At 44.1% G+C, this 14,196-nt stretch carries 16 protein-coding genes; 10 read left to right on the forward strand and 6 right to left on the reverse strand.

Going from position 1 to position 14,196, the window contains the following annotated elements:
* Window positions 1–486: 486 nt before the first annotated feature.
* Genes PCC7418_RS20365 through PCC7418_RS00245 form a run of 4 tightly spaced genes read left to right on the forward strand, consistent with a single transcriptional unit; the run spans window position 487 to window position 4,390 of the window.
* Window positions 487–630: a hypothetical protein gene (locus PCC7418_RS20365; protein WP_015224179.1), complete on the forward strand. Its 144-nt coding sequence runs from the start codon at window positions 487–489 to the stop codon at window positions 628–630.
* Window positions 631–651: 21 nt separating this feature from the next.
* Complete coding sequence (aroQ, locus tag PCC7418_RS00235) at window positions 652–1,107, forward strand: type II 3-dehydroquinate dehydratase (protein WP_015224180.1); 456 nt, start codon at window positions 652–654, stop codon at window positions 1,105–1,107.
* A 3-nt stretch (window positions 1,108–1,110) separates the two neighbouring features.
* The gene (locus PCC7418_RS00240; protein ID WP_015224181.1) at window positions 1,111–1,932 is read left to right on the forward strand and encodes an ADP-ribosylglycohydrolase family protein; all 822 of its coding nucleotides are present in this window, start codon (window positions 1,111–1,113) and stop codon (window positions 1,930–1,932) included.
* A 22-nt stretch (window positions 1,933–1,954) separates the two neighbouring features.
* Window positions 1,955–4,390 carry an HD family phosphohydrolase gene (locus PCC7418_RS00245; RefSeq protein ID WP_216086657.1) on the forward strand — a complete coding sequence of 812 codons (2,436 nt, stop codon included), beginning with the start codon at window positions 1,955–1,957 and terminating at the stop codon, window positions 4,388–4,390.
* A gap of 91 nt (window positions 4,391–4,481) precedes the next feature.
* On the opposite strand, the gene trxA is transcribed toward PCC7418_RS00245, so the two are convergent.
* Complete coding sequence (trxA, locus tag PCC7418_RS00250; protein ID WP_015224183.1) at window positions 4,482–4,799, reverse strand: thioredoxin; 318 nt, start codon at window positions 4,797–4,799, stop codon at window positions 4,482–4,484.
* 112 nt (window positions 4,800–4,911) lie between these two features.
* Window positions 4,912–6,510, reverse strand: a complete 1,599-nt coding sequence (locus PCC7418_RS00255; protein ID WP_041596350.1) for a mechanosensitive ion channel — start codon at window positions 6,508–6,510, stop codon at window positions 4,912–4,914.
* 333 nt (window positions 6,511–6,843) lie between these two features.
* On the opposite strand from PCC7418_RS00255, the gene PCC7418_RS00260 reads away from it, so the two are divergent.
* Window positions 6,844–7,308: an SRPBCC family protein gene (locus PCC7418_RS00260; protein WP_015224185.1), complete on the forward strand. Its 465-nt coding sequence runs from the start codon at window positions 6,844–6,846 to the stop codon at window positions 7,306–7,308.
* Window positions 7,309–7,342: 34 nt separating this feature from the next.
* On the opposite strand, the gene PCC7418_RS00265 is transcribed toward PCC7418_RS00260, so the two are convergent.
* Window positions 7,343–8,158, reverse strand: a complete 816-nt coding sequence (locus PCC7418_RS00265; RefSeq protein ID WP_015224186.1) for a SirB1 family protein — start codon at window positions 8,156–8,158, stop codon at window positions 7,343–7,345.
* Window positions 8,158–8,769 (reverse strand): recombination mediator RecR, encoded by a 612-nt coding sequence (gene recR, locus PCC7418_RS00270; RefSeq protein WP_015224187.1) that lies wholly within the window; start codon window positions 8,767–8,769, stop codon window positions 8,158–8,160. Before recR ends, PCC7418_RS00265 begins: the two co-directional genes overlap by 1 nt.
* Window positions 8,770–9,521: 752 nt before the next feature.
* Between recR and PCC7418_RS21230 the strand changes: the two genes are divergently transcribed.
* The 4 genes from PCC7418_RS21230 to PCC7418_RS00290 all read left to right on the forward strand — a co-directional run bounded on the left by PCC7418_RS21230 (window position 9,522) and on the right by PCC7418_RS00290 (window position 12,185).
* On the forward strand, window positions 9,522–9,764 hold the full coding sequence (locus tag PCC7418_RS21230; RefSeq protein ID WP_015224188.1) for a hypothetical protein: 243 nt from the start codon (window positions 9,522–9,524) through the stop codon (window positions 9,762–9,764).
* 493 nt (window positions 9,765–10,257) lie between these two features.
* Window positions 10,258–11,415 (forward strand): sodium-dependent bicarbonate transport family permease, encoded by a 1,158-nt coding sequence (locus PCC7418_RS00280; protein ID WP_015224189.1) that lies wholly within the window; start codon window positions 10,258–10,260, stop codon window positions 11,413–11,415.
* Between the two features lie 81 nt (window positions 11,416–11,496).
* Complete coding sequence (locus tag PCC7418_RS00285) at window positions 11,497–11,811, forward strand: P-II family nitrogen regulator (RefSeq protein WP_015224190.1); 315 nt, start codon at window positions 11,497–11,499, stop codon at window positions 11,809–11,811.
* A gap of 104 nt (window positions 11,812–11,915) precedes the next feature.
* The gene (locus tag PCC7418_RS00290) at window positions 11,916–12,185 is read left to right on the forward strand and encodes an Rpn family recombination-promoting nuclease/putative transposase (RefSeq protein WP_255348288.1); all 270 of its coding nucleotides are present in this window, start codon (window positions 11,916–11,918) and stop codon (window positions 12,183–12,185) included.
* 314 nt (window positions 12,186–12,499) lie between these two features.
* Here the strand turns inward: PCC7418_RS00290 and PCC7418_RS00295 are convergent, their stop codons facing one another.
* Together PCC7418_RS00295 and PCC7418_RS21280 are read right to left on the reverse strand one after the other, a co-directional pair.
* The gene (locus PCC7418_RS00295; protein WP_015224191.1) at window positions 12,500–12,718 is read right to left on the reverse strand and encodes a DUF2283 domain-containing protein; all 219 of its coding nucleotides are present in this window, start codon (window positions 12,716–12,718) and stop codon (window positions 12,500–12,502) included.
* Entirely contained in the window at window positions 12,715–12,972 is a 258-nt protein-coding gene (locus tag PCC7418_RS21280; protein WP_015224192.1) for a DUF4258 domain-containing protein, read from the reverse strand. Before PCC7418_RS21280 ends, PCC7418_RS00295 begins: the two co-directional genes overlap by 4 nt.
* A 371-nt stretch (window positions 12,973–13,343) precedes the next feature.
* Here PCC7418_RS21280 and PCC7418_RS00305 point away from each other — a divergent pair, with 371 nt between their 5' ends.
* Entirely contained in the window at window positions 13,344–14,153 is an 810-nt protein-coding gene (locus PCC7418_RS00305; RefSeq protein WP_015224193.1) for an Rpn family recombination-promoting nuclease/putative transposase, read from the forward strand.
* The last annotated feature ends 43 nt before the right edge of the window (window positions 14,154–14,196 follow it).

Raw genomic sequence — 14,196 nt, forward strand, 5'->3', positions numbered from 1 at the left:
GTAATTTTCATCACTTTGCATAAGTTCTGAAAAAGAAATATATATATGACCCATATCTTCAATTTTAGGACTCCTACGACTGAAATCTTAGAAATCTAAAGTTTTTATAAAATCCACTCCTCTCTTTGTGATCAGTAATTCATTTAAGCATGAACTATATCATACTAACCATTCAGGTGTTGGACAGAATTGACATCAGTCATGAGCGACCTTTCCCCTTTCCCCTTGTCTTTTGACCCGTCAATTGCAAATTGACAAACCACAAGGTTCTCCCCCAAGATTGATTAAGAAATAATGTGTTAAAGTTAATATAAATACATAAACGCGATCGAAGTTGCTGACTCAGGGCAGACTTCGTTAGCTAAAATAGTTTATAGAACGGTTAGCAATAGCCGTTGTTAGGCTAGGATGGTGAGCTCCATTCCTTAATGAAGATCACGCCTTAGCCATTAGTTGAAATGAGGTCTCACAGGAGCCATCTGTTCAATGGAATCTATCGAACAAGCATTAGAAAAACTGAAAGATTGGGGTCGCAAATTGATTGAGCTTTTACTCGGACCCGAAATGGAGCCAGAAGCCGAACCAATTCCCGTCCCTGTCGAAGACCGAGTTTCCCGCTATTATCGTTAAGGGAATCAAGGTTAAAGGCTAGTGCAGCAACTACAAATTTTAGTGTTACATGGCCCCAATCTTAATCTCCTAGGGGTTCGTGAACGCTCAATTTATGGGGTTTTAACATTAGAAGACATTAATGCAGCCTTGAAAAATCATAGCGCAGGGCTGCATAGTCATCTGGAGTGCCAACAGCATAACTCAGAAGGCGCAATGGTGGAGGCAATTCATAAGGCGCTGGGGACAAAAGATGGAATTGTGATCAATGCTGGCGCTTATACCCACACCAGTGTTGCGATTCGTGATGCGTTGTCGGGAGTAAATTTGCCTGTGGTAGAAGTGCATTTAAGCAATATCTACCAACGAGAATCATTCCGTCATCACTCCTATATCGCGCCGATCGCGCTGGGTCAAATTAGCGGATTTGGCGCAGATAGCTATCGTTTGGGCTTAGAAGCCTTAGTGCGCTATCTACAAGGGCGACAAACGTCTTAAATTATGCGTCAGACTCTCTTATCTCGTTGGGAAGGGGCTTTGCTCGGGAGTACACTTCCTAAAATTAAAACGCCTTCTGCATCAGAAAAGGTCAAAACTTGGGGAGAAAAGCAGGCACAGGGGATTCGGGAATTAGCAGAAACGGGTGAGTGGTCTCCCACCTTGGAAAATCATCACGATCGCGCCAGTGAAATTTTAGTGTTAGGGTTGCCTCTAATCTTGTTTTTCAGCGATCAACCCGAAAGATTAGAGGAGCAATTGAAGAAAATTGGGCAACAGCCAGAGAATACTCTCACCATCTCGGCGATCATCGCCTATGCTAGGGCAATCACTTGGGGAGTCCAAGAAACCTTATCGGGAAAACTCCTTTTTCACAATTTAAGGGAAACCCTGAATTGTCCAGAAAGTTACAAAGTTTTAGAAACGCTACAAGACAGTCTAGAACAAGGAAACACTTTACAGCAAACTAGACTAAAATTACCTCTAACTTGCCAAGAGATTTGGTTGGCTCTATACTGTTTTGCGATGACCTCGGAAAATTTAACCCTAAGTGTGAGGAGGGTAGAAAAGAGTAAGGGGTCAGATACGGCTATTTTAGCTTTAGTCGGGGCTTTATCAGGAGTGCATAATGGGGTGAATGCAATTCCTGTCTCTTGGCGTTGTCGATTGCAAAAAGAGAGAACAGCATGGAAAGAAAACTTGAGATTAATGTGGGCCACTTGGTCAGGGAGCTATAAATTTGGTACGCTTGATCCGCGTTTGGAACAAAATGCGATGACCATTACTTCCTCTGGAGTGATTCAACCCCGCCAACAGAAACCTTAAAATTAAAAATTATTCAGGAGTCGTGCCAGCTGGTGGAATGGCACAACTGAATCTAGCTCCGCAAGGCGATTTAAAGCTGATGAAACATTCTCCCAGTATTACTCATCGACTCGCTCATCATCCTCGAAATCGGCTTTCCTTACAGCAATGGCTAGGAAAACAAATCACGGCGATTTTTACTTCTGGTTCGTGGTTAATTTTTCTTCTGGCTGTACTCAGCTTAACAGGAGTGGTCGGGAATCGGTTGTATAATCAGCCTCAATTGGCAATTGGGACAAAAGCTCCCGAAACGATTATTGCTCCCTCTCAAGTCAATATTAAAGATGATTTGAAAACGGCTCAAAAGCAGGAAACCGCGCGATCGCGCTTAACGCCAATTTTAAAGGTGGATCAGGGAAAAAATGAAGCCATTCTCCGTAGTTTGAACAGCAAACTCGATGCTTTATCGGCACAACGAGAACAAGCAGGAGCGGTTCTTTTTGCCCCCACCAAGCAATTATCGGAATCGGTACAGGTTTATCTTCGGACTTGTTCTCAAACGGCTTGGGAAAGCCTTTTAAGCAATTTAGATTCAACTTCTCCTCAAGGACAATCCCTTTCTGAACAAGCACAGTCACAACTGGCTCAACTCTCAGAAGACTTATCCTCCTCAGAATTTTCCCAGTTATTAAGCCAAATTGAGCAAGCTCGCCAGCAATACCGCACCACGTTATATAGTACAGCCACGATTCATGATCAGGAAACCAGTTGGCTCAGTTCTACGCAACGTCGGGTGTTGTTAAGTTTGTCTCCTTCTGATTGGCAAACCACTCGCACCGCGATTGAAAAAACGGCCCGTCAAATGCTCGCGCAAGGGATTGCACCAGGGTTACCGCCATCGGTTTTCCGATCCGCAATTCCTTTACAACTAGAGGAAAAAGTTCCAGCAAGCGCGATCGCGCTATCGAGTGAAATCTTAAGAGAAACTCTCACGCCTAATTTAGTGGAAGATACCCCCCAAACCGAACGTCGTGCAGAGGCGATTGCATCAGCGGTCGATCCAGTGATGCTGCGGGTGGAAGCTGGAGAAGCAATTGTCACTTCAGGAGAGGTGATTAGTCGGGAACAGTTTTTGCTGTTGGATGCGTTAGGTTTGAGTCAACGAGGGGTGAGTTGGGATGGTTTGTTTCTGTGTGGAATGTTTGTCACAGGCGCGATCGCGCTGTTTTGGTGGGTGAAACGGGTTGTCAAACGGCAACTGCGACGACGAGATCAAATCCTGCTCATTTTGCTTAGTGTGGCAAGCCCCCTGTTATTAATGCTTGGTGTCCCTTATTCCTGCTTACCCGCAGTGGGGTTACTCGTCAGCAGTTTTTATGGGCCAAGTTTAGCCTTAACTCAAGTCAGCTTAGTGACAGGGCTAGAAGTTTATACCCTGTTGAGCGGTCAGAGTGTTCCGGTTGCTTGGGAGGCTCTGATTACAGGTGCAGTAGGCGGTTTATTAGCTGCGGGAATTGCGGGACGGCTGCGATCGCGTGAGGAGTTAGCTCTTTTAGGAGGCGCGATCGGCTTAGTGGAAGGGGCAGTTTATTTGCTGCTCGGTTTAATTCTAAACACAATGGGGGAAACGATTTGGTATGCGATGCTACCAGATGCCGTGATTTATGGCTTATCGGGATTAGTTTGGAGTATTGTTGCTTTTGGGGTTTCTCCTTATCTCGAACGTTTCTTTGATTTAGTCACACCGATCCGTTTAGCAGAATTAGCCAATCCCAATCGCCCCTTATTACAGCGTTTAGCCATTGAAGCCCCAGGCACGTTTCAACATACCTTATTTGTCGCTTCCTTAGCCGAAGCAGCAGCGCGAGAATTGAATTGTAATGTGGAATTAGTCCGTGCGGGGACGCTTTATCATGATATTGGCAAAATGCACGACCCCCTAGGCTTTATTGAAAACCAAATGGGTTGTAAAAATAAGCATGATGAGATCAATGATCCTTACGCCAGTGCCAAAATTATTAAAAAGCACGTTAGCGAAGGCTTAGTGATGGCGCGTCGTTGTGGGCTACCGAAAGCGATTCAAGATTTTATTCCTGAACATCAAGGAACATTACTGATTTCTTACTTTTATTTTCAAGCGCAAAAGGAGAGTCAAGAAACCGTTTTAGAAAGTGATTTTCGTTATGACGGACCGACTCCCCAATCGCGAGAAACGGGGATTGTGATGTTAGCGGATGGCTGTGAAGCTGCGCTGCGATCGCTGAGTGATGTTTCTCCCGAAAAAGCATTAGCAATGGTGAATAAAATTATCCGATCGCGCTGGCAAGATAATCAATTAAAAGATGCTAACTTAACCCGCACTGAACTGAAAAAAGTTGCTCAAGTTTTTGTTAGAGTTTGGCAACAAACCAATCACAAACGTATTGCTTATCCTAAAGCTGCTCTCGATGCTAAATATTCTTCTTCTTTGAAAAAGTAATCATCAGCAACCCCGTACCAGCACAGTCATGGCAGAGTGGGCATTGCCCACCCTACTTCTACTAACAAAGAACGAAGAACAAATAACAAATTTAAAGCAATTTTTCTAACTCAGAAATCAATTGTTCATTACTCCGCATTCCTTCAAAGCGTTGGGCGGGTTTGCCGTCTTTAAATAGGATGAGCGTGGGTAAAGCAAGGATCTGATATTCAGAGGCAATGTCAGGATATTTATCGGTGTCGATTTTAACCACGGTTAAACGGTCATGAAACTGCTTTTTCACTGCATCTAATACAGGTGACATCATTTGACAGGGACCACACCAAACCGCATAAAAATCGACTAAAACGGGAGTGGGAGACTCAGTGAGCAGTTCGGAAAAACTGTTATATTGTTTTTTAACTGCCATAACCCATTATTCTCCTTATTTTGAGGCTTTTGTCTTAATTTTACAGCAATTTTCGGAGAAAAAAAGCCCCGAATTAATCGGAGCAATGATTAAGATTACTTTTAGTTGAACTCTAATCGTTGTTGTTTTCAGAAGACTTAAAATTATTAAGCCATTCTCGGACTTGTTCGGCTGCAATCTCGCGAGAGCCTAAACCAAAAGCCAGCGCGATCGCGACTGCAATCGAACCTAAGAGTAAACCAAAGGCTAAATTAACAATATTAGGAGCAATTCCCATTTGTTGCAGTCCCATCGCCAAACTAAAGGCAATAATCACGATGCGGGCGGTTTGAGCTAGGGTATTACTTTGCTGCATTCCCGAACTGAGAATAAGATTAAACGCAAGGTTGGCAAAATATAAGCCCACTGCAAAAACAATCAAACCAGCAATGATTTGACCCGAAACGAGGACAATGCCACTGACTAACTCGGTTAATGCAGGAATATCTAGAATATTCACGGCTGCAAGAGTGGCAAATAGCATAATCCCCACCAGCGTGATAATTCCCATTAATTCTGAGGGAGTGCGCTGCTGGAGAGGAGATTGGGCTGTCCGTTGTTGGGTTTGTTGGGTGAGAACGGTTTCCGCTTCTTGTTCGTCTTGAGGACGTTGTAAACCTAGCCAAGTAAAGAGATTATCAAACCCGACGTTAGAGAGAATATTGCTGACAAATTCACAAATATACTGGGCGAGGAAGTAAGAAATAATCAGGATTAACGCTGCGGTGAAGATCTTGGGTAAAGCGTTAAGAATTTGATCCAGCATGGCAATCGCAGGTTCGGAAATGGCTTCCACTTTTAAGGCTTCTAGCCCCGCGATCGCGACAGGAATTAAAATCAGCACATAAACTAACGTCCCCACAATCCAAGATAAAGATTGCGTTTCCCCTGTTCCTGATAAGCCTAAGCGGTTTCCTAACTGATCGGACCCCGTACTGGCTAAAAGATTGGTGACAACTCTTCGGACAACTTGTGCAATCAACCAACCAATAAAGACAATTAAGAACGCTGCCAAAATATTAGGCAGAATGGAAAGGATGCGGTTAACAAGCTCTTGAACTGGGCGTAACGTTCCTTCTAACTGTAAGGTACTGAGAATGGAAGGGAGAAACAGGAGGAAAATGAACCAATAGAGGGTATTGCCAATGGTGTCACTTAAGGTGAGTTCACTATCGGGTGTTCCCAGTTGTTCTCCAAAACGCTGATCAATATCGAAGGTTCGTAAAATCCGCACCACTAAAATTCTCACCAACGTTGCTAATAACCAAGCAATTCCGAGGAGAATGACAGCAGCACCGATTTGCGGTAAGAAACCTGTAATTTCATTGAGCAGGGTATTTAAAGGTTCTGAAACTGCTTCCAGTTGTAACCGTTGCAGTGCAGCAACAACCACAAATAACAGAATCAGCCAATAGACAACATCTGCCGTCCATTTTTCGATGGGAATGGGTTCATCCCCTTGTTGTCCAGTGAGCCAAGTGGCAATGCGGTTATCGATTTCGGTGCGTTTGAGAAGACCACGCACAATGCCAGCGACTCCCCAAGCAACAATCCAGCCAACGACGAGGATTAGGATTGCATAAACAAAACTTCTAGAATCTTGTAAGACTTGAGAGATTAAATCACCGACACTATTCTGGGCAAGTAAGATTGGGGGTTGTGTTATTACCATTGCTAGATTAGAGAGAACCATCTTTCTGCATTAGGTTAAGAGTTGTACAGTTGTTTTGAGATTAAGACGCTATTCATAGAATGATTCAGATGAGTCGGGGAAAAAATGCCCTTTCTCAACGAATTGGCTTTATTTTAGTATGAAAATCTAGTTCTACAACATTAAAAGCCAAAAATACGACTCGTGAGATAAATTCTCTGATAATCTTGCTGTATAAAATATAAAAAATTTTATCGGTATTCCCGTTAGAATTAGAAATCAATAAATGGTTAATCCAGATTTTTTAGAATTGATGGGAAGGGAGAAAATGATGTTGTCTTAAAGTTACAGTTAATGAAAGATTATAAAGTATTTGAACAATCCATTCAGATTAATGCTAGTGCCGTTATGGTGGAGCAATGTATCAGCGATCGCGCGTTAATGCACCGTTGGTTGAATCCCCGTTTACGCTGCGAACCGATTGGAGAGTGGGATACTAAACTGGGCAGTCGCAGTCGGTTTATTATTGATTTACCTGGCATCCAACCGACGCTGAAAAATACCGTTGTCGAGCGAGAACCTGGGTTGATTGTCTGGGAGTTTGTGGGCTTTTTTCAAGGGCGCGATCGCTGGGAATGTCAACCGAACCAAGATGGAACGAAACTCATCAACCGTTTTGAGTTCAAAATCCCCAATCCCCTGATCAAAGTTGGCTTTGAACTGTTTGCAGCCCGTTTAACACAACAAGATATGTCCGCCCAACTCCGTCGCCTGAAACGAGTGGCGGAAAGCCTTTATATTCAAAGTGGCTTACAGTAATTCGTTCTTCGTTCACCCTCTCTCCCCCTCTTCATTACTGGGGTGTGATCTGACGCAGTAGCAGTTGAATCATACTGGCATCAGAAGCATCAGGGAAATGGGCGAGATAGGTTTTGAGATCAGCAATGGCTTGGGGAATCTGTCCGAGTTGATAGGATAAAAGCCCGCGATCGCGCTGTTCGGTAATTGCATCAGGGAACACTAACAATAACCGTTCAATAATGCTTAACGCCCGTTCCACATCTTGGTGGTTAATGTAAATTAGTTTCAGATTGGTCAGCATTCGTCCGATAAACTCTCGTTTGCTGACTGCTTCTAAAAATTCAGGTTCTAGCGCGATCGGTTGCTGATAAATTTCTTGTAGGCGGTTTGCACAATCTTGGGGAAATAAGACTTCTCCCTTATGAAACGCATCCACAAAAATCCCAGCATCCTTAAAATCAGGGCGGATTAAAAAATGTCCAGGCATCCCAATCCCCACCATCGGAAACTCAATGCGGTGGGCAACTTCTAAATACACTAACGCCAATGTAATCGGAATCCCCGTGCGACGTGCCATGACTTCATTCAAGAAGCTATTGCACGGATCATAATAATCCTCTTCGTTGCCTTGGAAGCCTAACTCTTCATATAAAAACTGATTCAGAGTTTGAATCACCCGCAAAGGATACCGTTCGTCAGGGAGTAATTCCTGCACCTGTTGCGCCCACTGATCCAATTGTGCCAAATAGAAATCAACGTCTAAATCAGGGGTTTCCTCTTGGGCAATATACAGGGCAACCTTTGCCAAATTAATCTCTTCATCTGGCAGCGTCATTTCTTGAGCAAACTTTTCCCTGGCTATTGACATCACTCTAAATCTCTTCGTCCTTCTAACGCCCGTGCAAGCGTAATTTCATCAGCATATTCTAAATCCCCCCCCATTGGCAAACCAAAGGCAATGCGAGTGACACGAGTAAAAGGTTTTAACAATTGACCCAAATATAGAGTGGTTGTATCTCCTTCCACACTAGGGCTAATGGCAAGAATGACCTCTTTTACCTTCTCTTGACTCACTCGTTCCACTAACGGTTGAATGTGCAGTTGTTCGGGACCAATCCCATCCATCGGAGAAATCACCCCCCCGAGGACATGATATTTCCCAGAATATTCTCGGGTTTTTTCTAAAGCAATCACATCCCGAGAATCAGAGACGACACAAATGGTACTGTCATCACGGTTAGAGTTGCTGCAAATTTCACAAACTGAATCAGCACTGAGATGAAAGCAAACCCGACATAACCCGATTTGTTTTTTCGCTTCAATCAGGGCTTTTGCCAGGGCTTCGACTTCTGCTTCGGGGCGTTTTAAGATATGAAAAGCAAGACGTTGGGCGGTTTTCGGACCAACACCAGGTAAGCCTTGTAATCGTTCAATGAGACGAGCCAGGGGTGGGGTGTAGTTCGTAGTTTTCTCTCCAATTCATCTAACTTTGATCGTAACAGGAACTTGCTCACTCTAGAGTAGGAGTTATCGGAAGAAAAAGATGAGTATAATTAAACAGAATTTAAATTATTGGAGTCTCTCAGTATAGCGTTTCTTAGTCTGTTGAGGTACAAAGCAAGTCGGTGGACGTTCATGGTTCATGGTTCATGGTTCGTGGTTCATTGATTAACAACCAACAAAGAACAAAGAACGAAGAACAAAAATTTAGAATGTACCTCATGAATTCGAGAACTGCTATATATCTCTTCTGAGCAAATTCAAGAAATTTTAAATACCTTAAATCAGCGAGATAAGTTTGATTTTTCTTACTGCAAAATTAGCACCTTAAAGCGTCGCATTGATCGGCGCTGTTCTTTTTAGTAATGCCATTAAATTCACCTCTGAAACGGGTCAAATAACCTTAAAAACGGAAATTAAACCCCTGGAAACACAGTGGCAAGGGCAACAAAAACCTACTGTTACCCTTACAGGTGGAAATTGATGACTCTTGTCGCGGCGTTGGCGGTAAAAAATGTTGCTTGTTAGCTAGGCATTGCATAAACTTTAAAATATGGTGTTTACTTGAAGCGTAGATTTCTATCTATAAATTCAGCGAAAGCAGCTCCAAGACACAACCACTGTTCTGAAGCTACTACACACATCACACAGAGAGATTTTCGTCAGGTGTTCCCTTCGATACAGGAAAGGGGCTTGTCACTGATACACACAACCAGCATGGAGCAAAAACAATGGATAAGTTTGAATCTAGGCCCTCACAGCCAAAATTAGATACGGATGAGGGGTGGGTCGTGCAGGTATATGGCAGTAATCGCCGCTTGCTTTGTGTTTTAGAACCCTCCCACGGTTGGATTTTCTTGATCGGTTGCGGTGTTGGTTTACTGCTTTCAGTAATTTGGATTAACACCGCTCGCTATAGTCCCCCTTTAGAGGCGACCCCACCAATCGAGTCACCCAAATTACAAGTGGATTGATACAACCCATCTTATGAGCGAGGTATTCTCTTGGAGACATCTATTGACACTCCCACGACTTTAGCTGAGTCGTGGGATTCTTCTTTCAGCGACCCATCTTGCTGATGACCGACTCGCCTGATTGGTCTCACCCCCTCACCTTGATTCTTAACCAGAGGCGGGAATTGCCAAGCTCGATATTAAGAAAAACTTATGATTTGAATTTGACATTGTGTTTCAAATCCATGTTAGGGAGCGCGAAAATCTGTGCTTTTTAAGATAGACTTAATTATGTAGAGATTTAGTTCTTAATAGATCAAACTCTATGCAAGTCGTGCAGGACAGCTATTACCTTCCTGCTCTGTTCAGAGAGCAGCCATCTCTGAACACCCGATCGACAGGTTCTCGCATAAAACCTGTGCTATAGGGGTGAAGCACTTCTCCCTTACTTTTTAAAAATCACTTATCACAATAATCGCTCCTCGTTAGAGGAGGCTAAAGGAGGTATTTATTAGTGGATTTCTTATCAGATTTCTTGACGCGCTTCGTGGATAAGTTGCAGTCCCCGACACTCGGCTTTCTCATTGGCGGTATGGTCGTTGCTGCCCTCAATAGTCGACTGCAAATTCCAGATGCGATCTATAAGTTTATCGTCTTTATGCTGCTGATCAAAGTCGGTCTCAGTGGCGGTATTGCGATCCGTAATGCCAATCTGGCGCAGATGCTGTTGCCCGCAGTGTTTGCTGCGATTATCGGAATCCTTATCGTGTTCATCGCGTGCAATACGTTGGCTAAGCTGCCGAAAATCAAAACCGTAGATGCCATTGCAACTGGGGGCTTGTTCGGGGCTGTGAGTGGCTCTACCCTCGCCGCTGGTATAACGATGCTGGAATCGGAAGGTCTCCAATACGAGGCTTGGGCTGCAGCACTCTATCCCTTTATGGATATCCCAGCACTCGTGACGGCGATTGTCTTAGCAAGCATTTATGTTGGCAAGCAGCGTGATACCGCAGGGGAGGTTCTTAGCAAGCAGGAGTCTCTCAGCAAGCAACGGGTTGCTGCAGGGGAGGTTCTCAGCGAGCATGGCACTAGCACAGGTGACTATTCTAGCGTGCCCCCCGAGTATCCCACAACCCGACAGGAGTATCGCGAGCAGCAAGGCAAGCGGGTTGAGATTTGGCCGATTGTGAAGGAAAGCCTCCAAGGCTCAGCACTATCGGCGCTGCTGCTTGGTCTCGCTTTAGGCATACTAACCCGTCCAGAAAGTGTTTATGAGAGCTTCTTCAATCCCCTCTTCCGCGGTCTGCTTTCGATTCTGATGCTGGTCATGGGTATGGAAGCCTGGGCAAGGATTAGTGAACTGCGCAAGGTGGCTCAGTGGTACGCTGTATATGCCTTCGTTGCGCCGCTGCTCCATGGACTCATTGGCTTTGGTCTCGGCTATGTTGCCCACATCACTACAGGATTCAGCCCTGGCGGTGTCGTGATCCTAGCTGTTATTGCGTCCTCCAGTTCCGATATCTCAGGACCGCCCACTTTACGAGCTGGCATTCCCAAGGCTAATCCTTCCGCCTACATCGGATCGTCCACAGCCGTTGGCACGCCGATCGCGCTTGCGATCGGAATCCCCCTCTTCATCGGGCTCGCTCAGGCTCTGATGGGGGGTGGCTGATTTCAGATGGGGCGCGGTCTGTCCGCCCCTACACTAACGACTCAATCGTTCCATGAATATATATCTAAGGAGGTAAGCAAGATGACCAAGCAAGCCAACAAGCTTGTTATTATAACCGAGAAGTTACTGCTAAAAAAAGTCGCCAAGATCATTGATGCAGCTGGGGCTACTGGTTACACGGTGTTGGAGACTGGTGGTAAAGGGAGTCGTAACGTACGCTCGTCGGGACAACCGACTGTTGGTGACACCGAATCAAATATCAAGTTCGAGGTACTCACCCCCACTCGGGAGATGGCCCTGAAGATTTCAGATGAAGTCGCAGCACAGTTTTTCGAGGATTATTCGGGCATTACCTATCTCTGTGAGGCCGAAGTCCTGCACGCGCACAAGTTCTGAGTCAAACCCCCTGAGTGGTGGATAAAACTATGTCATCCACGGTCAATGGTCTCATCCTGAGAACGTTACCATGAATCAGTCAGAAATCGAAGGCTTTCTGACTGATTCACGGTCATAAGTTCCCGCAAAAGAGTCGTCAGGAGATTGCAACCATGTTAGGAGTGGAAGATTTAAAGCAAACTCGCTTTTATCAAGAAGTGTTTGCTGAAGGGAAACAAGAAGGAATACAAGAAGGGAAACAAGAAGGAAAACGAGAAGCTGTGTCTCGAATGATAGCGTTAGGATTGGAACTAGAAACGATCGCGCAGTGCTTAGATTTACCGTTAGAAATTGTCAGAGAAGAAGCGCAAAAACATCAAAACTCCTCTTCTTAAATCCCTATCCCTCTCAACCCGCGTAGGTTGGGTGAAACCAAGTGAAACCCAACACCAATCATAACCATCAAATTTTAAGGGAAAATTGCCTTTAGCACCTAATCGAAGAGCGCGATCGCGCTTCCCATAGTCATTAGTCATTAGTCATTAGTTCTTCTTTCTTAGTTCACTGGTCACTGATAACTGATCACTGCCCAACCGATCGCGCAGTGCTTAGATTTACCTTTAGAAATTGTTAGAGAAGAAGCCGAAAAAAACACAAATTCGACTTCTTAAACTAGCAGCGATCGCGCTTCCCAAAAACCGATCGCGCTTTAAGTATCAAGTACAAATCTTTCAGGAGGCAAGAACCCCTCTAGATCCTTCCAATCATCCACCTGTTCTGAAGCCTGTAAAATTTCGAGACCAATCACTTTTCCTTGTTCGTTATAATCTAAAATTACTCCAGCTTGCTCTTCATCACTTTCTTCGATTGGATCATTACCCCAAAGAATCCGCAAGACATCAACTTCTTGATCGTACTTAATTTTCATGATTCCCTCCAATACTTACTAATGTTACTTGTTTTATAAACAGTAATTACTTTCGGGGGTTGTAGAGTTGTATTAACAAAAACCCTGAGTAAATACCTCTTTTTATTATGACTAATGAATAAACCTTGATAGATAGTGAAATCCTGTTCTTCTATGATTTGGCTAGGACGATTTAGAATGAATTGTAGAACTTGTAAGGGAATGCGTCGTTTTTGCAATTCTTCTTGGGCGTGTTTAGATAATTCAAAGTCCATTTAATCAAAGAGCAAAATTAGTCGAAGATTACACCTTCGGTTTAGGAATATTCCTGTCCTCACGCTTTGCAAGGCGTGACCGTTGGTCAGTATCAAGCGTATTTAATTTTACTACCGATCGCGCTTCCCAAAAACCGATCGCGCAGTGCTTAGATTTACCGTTAGAAATTGTCAGAGAAGAAGCCCAAAAACATCAAAACTCCTCTTCTTAAATCCCTATCCCTCTCAAACCGCGTAGGTTGGGTGAAACCAAGTGAAACCCAACACCAATCATAACCATCAAATTTTAACTGGTCACTGGTCACTGGTCACTGTTTCTAAGGAAGTGATGCCATGAGATAATCATCAACAAACCCCTGTTCATTCTGGTGATGAAAACCGATTCTCTGTTTTATCGTCTCTTCCAAATTCGACCGCAACTGCTATTTGAACTCCTCTCTGGTTCTCCTCAACCCGCCAGTAGCTATCAATTTACCTCTGTAGAAGTCAAACAACTTGCCTTTCGCCTTGATGGGGTGTTTCTGCCCCAAAATGGAGACAGGAATGCTCCTTTTTATGTGGTGGAAGTCCAGTTTCAACCTGATGAGGAACTTTACTATCGAGTCTTTGCTGAACTTTTTCTCTATCTACGACAATATCAACCCCCTCATCCTTGGCGAGTGGTGGTGATTTATCCGCGACGAAGTGTAGAACGACTGGTTGAAGGTCAGTTTGAAGACTTATTAAATCTCAATCGAGTCACTCGCATTTATCTAGAGGAATTAGAAACAACTGAAAGCAGTGCTTTTGGCGTTCGTTTGGTCAAACTCATTATCGCTAGTGAAATTGAAGTCTCTCAACAGGCGAGAAGTTTACTCCAACAAACCCAAGCGGAAATCATGCCCTCAAAACTGCAAGACGATATCATAGATGTAATTGAGAGTATTATGGTCTATAAGTTCCCGCAAAAGAGTCGTCAGGAGATTGCAACCATGTTAGGAGTCGAAGATTTAAAACAAACTCGTTTTTATCAAGAAGTCTTTGCTGAAGGGAAACAGGAAGGGAAACAGGAAGGGAAACAGGAAGCTGTTTCGCGAATGGTAGCATCTGGCGTTGATTTAGAAACCATCGCGCAATGGCTTGATTTACCTTTAGAAATTGTCAGAGAAGAAGCGCAAAAACATCAAAACTCCTCTTCTTAAATCCCTATCCCTCTCAAACCGCGTAGGTTGGGTGAAACCAAGT

The organism is Halothece sp. PCC 7418 (genome assembly GCF_000317635.1).
In the GTDB taxonomy this organism is placed as follows: domain Bacteria; phylum Cyanobacteriota; class Cyanobacteriia; order Cyanobacteriales; family Rubidibacteraceae; genus Halothece.